General features: G+C 42.2%; 10 protein-coding genes. 2 read left to right on the top strand and 8 right to left on the bottom strand.

The genetic code is table 11. The features are described from left to right. Positions 1 to 130: 130 nt before the first annotated feature. The 5 genes from I2484_RS16825 to I2484_RS16845 all read right to left on the bottom strand — a co-directional run bounded on the left by I2484_RS16825 (position 131) and on the right by I2484_RS16845 (position 3,223). Positions 131 to 1,396 carry an ABC transporter permease gene (locus I2484_RS16825; protein ID WP_207152224.1) on the bottom strand — a complete coding sequence of 422 codons (1,266 nt, stop codon included), beginning with the start codon at positions 1,394 to 1,396 and terminating at the stop codon, positions 131 to 133. Continuing rightward, positions 1,389 to 2,288: an ABC transporter ATP-binding protein gene (locus I2484_RS16830; protein ID WP_207152225.1), complete on the bottom strand. Its 900-nt coding sequence runs from the start codon at positions 2,286 to 2,288 to the stop codon at positions 1,389 to 1,391. Before I2484_RS16830 ends, I2484_RS16825 begins: the two co-directional genes overlap by 8 nt. Positions 2,289 to 2,354: 66 nt before the next feature. Continuing rightward, a complete protein-coding gene (locus I2484_RS16835) occupies positions 2,355 to 2,666 on the bottom strand; it encodes a DUF2178 domain-containing protein (RefSeq protein ID WP_207152226.1) in 312 nt (103 codons plus the stop codon). A gap of 45 nt (positions 2,667 to 2,711) precedes the next feature. Further along, on the bottom strand, positions 2,712 to 3,023 hold the full coding sequence (locus I2484_RS16840; RefSeq protein WP_346014212.1) for a hypothetical protein: 312 nt from the start codon (positions 3,021 to 3,023) through the stop codon (positions 2,712 to 2,714). 2 nt (positions 3,024 to 3,025) lie between these two features. Continuing rightward, entirely contained in the window at positions 3,026 to 3,223 is a 198-nt protein-coding gene (locus I2484_RS16845; protein ID WP_207152228.1) for a helix-turn-helix transcriptional regulator, read from the bottom strand. 144 nt (positions 3,224 to 3,367) lie between these two features. On the opposite strand from I2484_RS16845, the gene I2484_RS16850 reads away from it, so the two are divergent. Both I2484_RS16850 and mgsA read left to right on the top strand, forming a co-directional pair. Beyond that, the gene (locus I2484_RS16850; RefSeq protein WP_207152229.1) at positions 3,368 to 3,553 is read left to right on the top strand and encodes a YhzD family protein; all 186 of its coding nucleotides are present in this window, start codon (positions 3,368 to 3,370) and stop codon (positions 3,551 to 3,553) included. 79 nt (positions 3,554 to 3,632) lie between these two features. Next, positions 3,633 to 4,040, top strand: coding sequence for a methylglyoxal synthase (mgsA, locus tag I2484_RS16855; protein ID WP_207152232.1), 408 nt, complete (start codon positions 3,633 to 3,635; stop codon positions 4,038 to 4,040). A gap of 454 nt (positions 4,041 to 4,494) precedes the next feature. Here the strand turns inward: mgsA and I2484_RS21615 are convergent, their stop codons facing one another. The 3 genes from I2484_RS21615 to I2484_RS16865 all read right to left on the bottom strand — a co-directional run bounded on the left by I2484_RS21615 (position 4,495) and on the right by I2484_RS16865 (position 7,382). Next, a complete protein-coding gene (locus I2484_RS21615; protein ID WP_255551535.1) occupies positions 4,495 to 4,629 on the bottom strand; it encodes a hypothetical protein in 135 nt (44 codons plus the stop codon). Between the two features lie 335 nt (positions 4,630 to 4,964). Next, positions 4,965 to 5,744: an enoyl-CoA hydratase gene (locus tag I2484_RS16860; protein WP_207152230.1), complete on the bottom strand. Its 780-nt coding sequence runs from the start codon at positions 5,742 to 5,744 to the stop codon at positions 4,965 to 4,967. Between the two features lie 132 nt (positions 5,745 to 5,876). Next, positions 5,877 to 7,382, bottom strand: coding sequence for a coproporphyrinogen III oxidase (locus I2484_RS16865; protein ID WP_207152231.1), 1,506 nt, complete (start codon positions 7,380 to 7,382; stop codon positions 5,877 to 5,879). Positions 7,383 to 7,657 lie beyond the last annotated feature (275 nt).

Consider the following 7,657-nt stretch of genomic DNA (forward strand, 5'->3'; position numbering starts at 1 on the left):
GGAACAGTGTCTAGCTCCAGCGCCTAGCCCCTCGAGTCGCTTCAGTCTTGCTGATAAAGGCAAAGTACGCCTTTATCACAAGCCTTCCAGCGCTTTTCGGGTCTACCAAGGCGCTTACGCTTTTCTTCACTTATTCTTTTCCGAGCTGGATTGCTTTTTTAATATCTTTCAATGAACGGGACGGTCCGTACATAAGAACACCGCCACGATAAACGCGTGCTCCGAAGAAGCCGAGGATGAATATTGTCACAAGCATGATCGCAATTGACAATAATGGTTCCCATACTGGTAACTCCAACATACCTACGCGTAAAAACATAACCAGCGGTGCAAAGAACGGGAAAAACGAAGCATACTTGACATAAGCCATTTCCGGATTTCCTAGTCCGGTCATCGCGATCATAAACGCCGCTACAATTAACAACGTCATCGGCATGATGATCTGCTGGACATCTTCCGTCCGGCTAACGAGTGAGCCCAGTAATGCCGCCAATGTTGCAAAGAGGAAGTATCCTAACAGGAAGAAAATTAGCGCATAGACAAGTGTTCCTACATTCATATTTGAAAAGCCCAAGTAGGTAAAGAGCCCCTCTGTCATTTCAGAAGATGTCGTTTTCAACGCAATGTACCCCGCCAAACCCAACAATACCATTTGCAAAAGACCAAGCGATCCAATGCCAAGTACTTTTGCAAACATATGCTTAACAGGTGACACACTTGAGATAAGTATTTCCATCACACGGGATGATTTTTCTGCTGCAACTTCTGTTGCAATCATACTCGAATAGACGATGACTGCAAAATAGATAAGAAACATAAGTACATAGACAAGACCACGTGCCTGACTCAATTCTTCTTGTGATTTTGCTGACGGAGATACCGATTGCTGTTCAAATTGAATGGGTGCCAATAGCGTCTGCACTTGTTCGCCAGACAATGATAACTCTTCCGCTTTCATTTCCGTTTGTATCGATTGCAGTGCTTCTTGTAGCATCATTGGAAGATTGAATTCCATAGCACTCATCGAAACGTAGTTCGCTTGAATTGTATTTTTATTATCAAGTGCAAGAGTTACGAACGAGTCCATTTCCCCCTCTTTCACTAGATCTGTAAGTTCCTTTTCCGTTTTATCGGATAATTCCACCTTAAAATCTGATTCATTTGACTCGAACTGCATTTTCAACCGATCTGCGAGAACACCGCTTTCATCGAGTACTTGCAGCACTTCCGCCGAATCACTATCTCCACCCGTCGCACTTTTAACAGTATCAATGATTTTCTCCATGTTCGCGAAAAGGAAAACCGCCGCAATCATGATAGATGTCGTTATGATGAACGATTTTGTTTTCGCTTTGGTCATAAATGCCTGTTTAAAAATAATCATGAATTCACGCATGTTGCTTCCCCACCTTTTCGATGAAAATGTCTTGCAGCGAAGGTTCTTCAATCCCAAAATGACGGACCGGTCCCGATTTCAATGCCGCTGTCAGCAAATCATTGCCAACTTGTTCTGATTCGACTTGGTAAAGTGCACCTTCAATCGATTTCTGCACAGATATAACACCTGCAATTGTCGCCAAATGTGCTAAATCATTGTCCGAATTTATGCGTACATTTTGCTTACCAAATGACCGTTTAACTTCACGAAGTGTGCCGCTCACAATTTGCTTCCCTTTATCGATAATACTTAGTTGCTCACACAATTCTTCGACGTGATCCATGCGGTGGCTCGAGAATATAATGGTTGCGCCATCGTTACGAAATTGGAGTATCGCTTCTTTTAACATTTCAACGTTTATTGGGTCCAACCCCGAGAATGGTTCATCTAGAATTAACAGTTGAGGATTATGCATAAGGGATGCAATTACTTGGATTTTTTGTTGATTTCCTTTTGATAGTTCTTCAACTTTTTTATTAGCATAATGACTGATTTCCATTCGTTCCAGCCATTTATTCATAGCCATCTTTGCATCGGGCTTTTTCATGCCACGCAATTGTGCTAGAAAAACCAACTGCTCTTCCACTTTCATTTTCGGATAAAGCCCTCGCTCCTCCGGCAAATAACCAATCTCAGGGCTCGTTGCATAAGAAATCGGTTTTCCATTCCACGTAATCCGTCCTTCATTGGCGTTCAATAGACCAAGAATCATCCGAAACGTCGTCGTCTTACCTGCACCATTCGCCCCTAAAAACCCGTACATCGTTCCTTTACCAACAGACAGTGTCAAATCATCTACCGCTGTAAAATCTCCAAATTGTTTCGTTACATTTTCAAGTAGTAATGACATTTTGTTACCCCTTTCGAATTTCCCAATAGTAACTATACGTATCTAGTATGCAAAAGTTTCGGTTTTTCAGTTTTTACTGCTAGCAATTACTGCGCCAATTAAATATGACATCATATGCGTGACCCAAATCCCCGTCAGAATGAAAAATGCAAGTCGGGGTCCTTCTACAATCATGACAATCATCCATGCAATAAGTATCGCAGCCGCTGTTACTCCCCATGATATCGACCGAGCCTGTTGATGAATTCTCTTATATCGTTCGTCAAATAGGCGTTCTTTTTTCCCTATCTTCCGATTTATTAACAGCACAATTGAAACAATAACAAGTGCAAGCGGCAGTCCTACTAAAAATGACCATATTTCAAATCCTTCGTACATAATTACTCCCCCCATTCAATACATTTTTTCATTTGAACTAAACGGTTAATTTTTTCGATTCGCAATCGTCGTACCTATTCCGAATGAGCCTATGTGAAGTACCCATAAGGATGTCATAAGCCAAAAGGCGAGACCTGGTCCTTCATATAAAATGATGATGGACCAAACAATTAGAATTCCGCCTGTTGTAGCAAGCCAAGATATTGACATAGCCTGTCCGTAAACTCTTTTAGAACGTTCATCGAACCAACGACGTTTTTTTCCAAAACGCCAGACAATTAGCAATGAAATTAGCATGATTACGACTGCAAGTGGTAAACCAGTCAAAAATTCACCATAATTTAAATCTTTCCCCACACTCATTCCTCCCCCGGTGTAAAAATATCCTCAATGCGACAATTGAATAACTTCGCAAGTTTGAACGCTAATGTAAGTGATGGATTATATCTACCTTTTTCAAGGGAAATAATCGTCTGCCTCGAAACTTCCAACTTCTCCGACAGATCATCTTGCGTTAATCCCATCGTGGTGCGCATTTCCTTTATCAAGTTATTCATTTCAACGCTCCCCCTTTCAGTAGTAAAGGTAGCTTTACGTAAAGGTTACTTTACTATATTCAAGATGTCAAGGAACCTTTACAAATTTCCTTTTAGAATTTTTCATAGTATAATGAATGAAATAGAGTGGAAAGGGTGAATTATGTGAGAACATATAAACTAACAGCTTTCGAACCAACAGGAGCATTAATTATAGAAGATACATTCACAGCTGAAACAGACGATGTAGCAAAAGAAAAAGGCCAAGTAATGCTTGAGGAGAAAAACCTTCTCAACAAAACACACCGCCTTGCCTCTCCAGCTGGTAAGTTATTATTGTTCCATTCATGAATAGAATTGCACTTCACTTATGAATTAATCTTAACCATAAATAAGAGCATTTCCATCATACAAATAGACGGGGTGTTGAATAGTGAAAATCGCATTAATTGCCCATGATGAAAAGAAAAATGAAATGGTGAATTTCACAATCGCCTACGAACATATCTTTTCGCAATACACATTATTTGCTACCGGTACCACTGGAAAAAGAATCATGGACGAAACTAATTTATCTGTAACTCGACTTAATTCGGGACCTTTAGGCGGTGATCAGCAAATTGGTGCAATGGTTGCGACTGGCGAGCTGGACTTAATCCTATTTTTCCGTGATCCACTAACTGCTCAACCCCATGAACCTGATGTCAGTGCTTTATTACGCCTTTGTGATGTCTACGGCATCCCGCTTGCTACGAATATTGCAACGGCTGAGCTGTTACTTCGTGCTGTTGAAAAAGGGTATTTTTCGTGGCGTGAAATGCTTGATAAATATAAGTAAGAAAAGCGGAAGGCGCAGCATAGCTCCGACAGGCATAAGACGGGCCAACGACGCGGGAAGGATGCAGTTCAATCCTTCCTAGTTGGGCTGGCTTATGACCCGAGGAGTTGGCGCCTGGAGCTAGACACCAAGAAAAGCGCAAGCGCCTTGGTAGACCCGAAAAGCGGTGGAAGGCCTTAAGCGACTCGAGGGGCTAGGCGCTCGAGCTAGACACTGCTACAGGTTGAAAAGTTTATACTTTATTACCATTTTAAAAAGTACCAAGCACGGATCCGGTTGCGCAACGGATGCATGCTTAATACTTTTTTATTTACGCAGGCTGTTAGGACTGAAAGCGCTGGATCAAATTGTTGACTTCCATATCAAGCTTGCTTGTTTTTCGGTTCAAATACTGGATATCGATTTTAACAATTTTGATTTCATCGTCTACAACTTGAAAGGTATGTTGTTGCTGTTACAGCTGAGCTTCAACATGTTTGAAATGACTTCTGTTCTCCGTTTGGTTGAGACGTACTTCTTCCGTCAAACTGCTTATGTCCTGTTCAACCTTATCAAAACGACTTTCCATTTGATCAAAACGCTTGTCCATTTTTCCCAACTCACTTTCCATCGTATTTATCTGATAACTAATCAACGCATATTTCTTTTTATTACGACGGGTCTTTCATCCCTTTTGCGCGTTAAGCATCTATCATATATCTCCTTTCTTCCTTATGACCGGCATAGTGCTTGTTATGACCGCCATGGATGCAGTTATGACCGCCATGAGCCCTGTTATGCTCGCCACGGCCTCGATTATGACCGGCATCAGTCGTTTTATGACCGCCACAAGTAAAATCGCACAAAACCATTCCAAAAAAAAGACACTCATTCAGTAAGGCGAAAAAACTCACCTCCTCAACCAGCGTCTATATTACTAAAACATTACTTCCCCGCAAATGCCGGCTTGCGTTTTTCCACAAATGCCTGAATGCCTTCCAAGTGATCTGCCGTTTTCCGCATCGCCACTTGTGCTTCACTTTCCATTTTTAACACATTTTCGAGTTCTGCTGTTTTCTGCGAATGCAATATATGCTTCGATGCAATCATTGCAGCAATCGGCGACGCAAGCAGTTTATGAGCAAACGCTTCGCCACGTTCAGCACCCTTACCTTGCGCAGTCACTTCATCGATGAGTCCTTTTTCAAGTGCTTCTTGACCATTCATCACTTTACCCGACCAAATAAGATTTTTTGCTTGCGGTATACCCACTCGTTCTTTTAAGAAGAAATGACCCGCCCCGTCCGGAATTAGTCCAATGCCAATGAAGTTCATCGCCAGTTTACTCTCTTCTTCCGCAATAATATAATCACAGCCAAGTACAAGGCTAAACCCTAGCCCTGCCGCCGCACCATGGACAACCGCAATGGTAACTTGCGGTAATGTATAAAGTGCTTTCGCAAGGCGGGACACGTCTACCATCACATTACCAATATCCATTGGGCTATCGGGATCTAGCATCGCTTTAATATCTCCGCCCGCGGAAAATGCACGGCCAGCTCCTTGAATCACTAAAACTTGGACTGTAGCATCTCTTTTCAATGCCTCAAAAACATCCGCAAGTTCCTTCATCATGACACTATCCATTGCGTTCATCGATGCAGGCCTATTCAATGTAAGATGCGCAAGGCGCCCCTCTTTTTTTAACTCGACAGTTGTAAACATAAAAAAACACCCCTTCGTAAGAAATGAATTACCATTCACTTCTTAGATTCGGCGTTTTTTCAATAAACCCTTTATTTAAAAGATAAAGTATATGTTCTCGAACCTAGAGTAGTGTCTAGCTCCAGCGCTTTTCTATTTAACTTTCTCCGGAAAAGTCGCGTCAAGAAGTGCGAGTTTCTTCACAATCGAATCTTCATACGTCAAAATATAAGCTGCTGGATCTTTCGGGTTATAGAACTGCGTAATTTTCTCCGTTTCAGGGTCCATGAACTTGCTTGAAGCTCCACATCCAACTCCGATAATTGTCTGTACCTCTTCCATTATAATAATGTTGTAGATACTTTCTTCACCAGGTTTCGCGTAACCGACGTTTTCCAAGTTACCTAAAATGTTCTTTTGACGGTATAAATAGTACGGTTCATAGCCATTTGCAGCGTTCCACTCTTCTCCGAGTTTCATCATCTGCTCAACAGTTTCACGATTCGCGACTTTGTATTTATCTTTATTGCGGGTCATTTCAGATGCCCGTTTGAATGATAATGTATGAACAGTCAGCGATTCAGGTTGCATTTTTTCAGTCTCAGCAAGTGAATGCTTAAATTCTTTCATTCCTTCATTTGGTAAGCCGATGATGAGATCCATATTGATATTTTTCATGCCCATATCGCGTGACAGCCAGAACTTATCGACGGTTTCTTGGACAGTATGGTGACGGCCAATCGCTTTCAGTGTTTCATCTGTATAGGATTGTGGATTGACGCTTATCCGGTCAATGCCCCATTTTTTCAGTACTTCGATTTTTGCTGGCGTAATCGTATCAGGACGACCCGCTTCTACTGTGATTTCCCTGACTTTATCCATATTCGGGAATGAAGCATACATGGTCTCGTATAGCGCATCCATTTCTTCCGCTTCAATAGATGTTGGTGTTCCTCCGCCAAAGTAAATCGTCGTAATGGCCATGTCTCGCGCAGTCAGCCATTTCCCCATTTCGCGGATTTCATCATGCAATCCGTCTAGAAATGTTTCGACTCGACCATTTTTCCGGTTAATCGCATAGGCTGGGAATGTGCAATACGCACATTTCGTCGGGCAAAATGGAATGCCGATATAAATACTTACTTCATTTTTTAATTCATGTAAATCAGGCACAGTTCGCAACTGCACATTCGCTATTTTTGCAAGCAGTGCACTTTTTTCACTCGAAAGTCGATGGCTATCCATTAGCAACTGCTGAGCCTCTTCCGTACTGTATCCCTCGCGACGATACTTATGGTACAGTTTCATCGGACGGATCCCTGTCAGAATTCCCCACGACTGATGCATCCCTGTTGCCTGTTCAAGCGTTTCAAGGAAGACGTGTGAATAAATTCGCTTTAACTGACGGGTAATCACTTTATCATCGTCCGTTTCTTCTATTTCAGAAAACTCAGCAGAATAATCCACGCCATCCCATGTAAGAATCGCCTTTCCGACAAGTTGTCCATCAAGCGTCCGCTCCAACGTCAAGTTTGCCAGTATTGCACCTTCTTCATCCTCATCGACGATTTTGGATTGTTCAAAGAACAGGTTTGCAAGATGCGTAAACATCCTAATCCAGCCTTGTTCATAGTTTTCTTTCATGACGATTTTTTGCATTGTATATACCCAACTTTCTATTAATAAATCCGACGTTTTTTCTCTAGAAGTCCATAAAATCATTATAGCAAATTTACGCAGTGAAAGAATAAGAAAAGCGCAATGCGCCGTCTAGACGCGACAGGCATAAGTCGATCCAGCGACGTGGCGCCCTTTGCCCGGGAAGGATGCAGTTCAATCCTTCCTAGCTGGATTGCTTATGACCCAAGCGGCTGGCGCCTGGAGCTAGACAATAAGAAAAGCGCAAGGCGCCGTCTAGACGCGACAGGCATAAG

The organism is Sporosarcina sp. E16_8, assembly GCF_017347095.1.
Lineage (GTDB): Bacteria > Bacillota > Bacilli > Bacillales_A > Planococcaceae > Sporosarcina.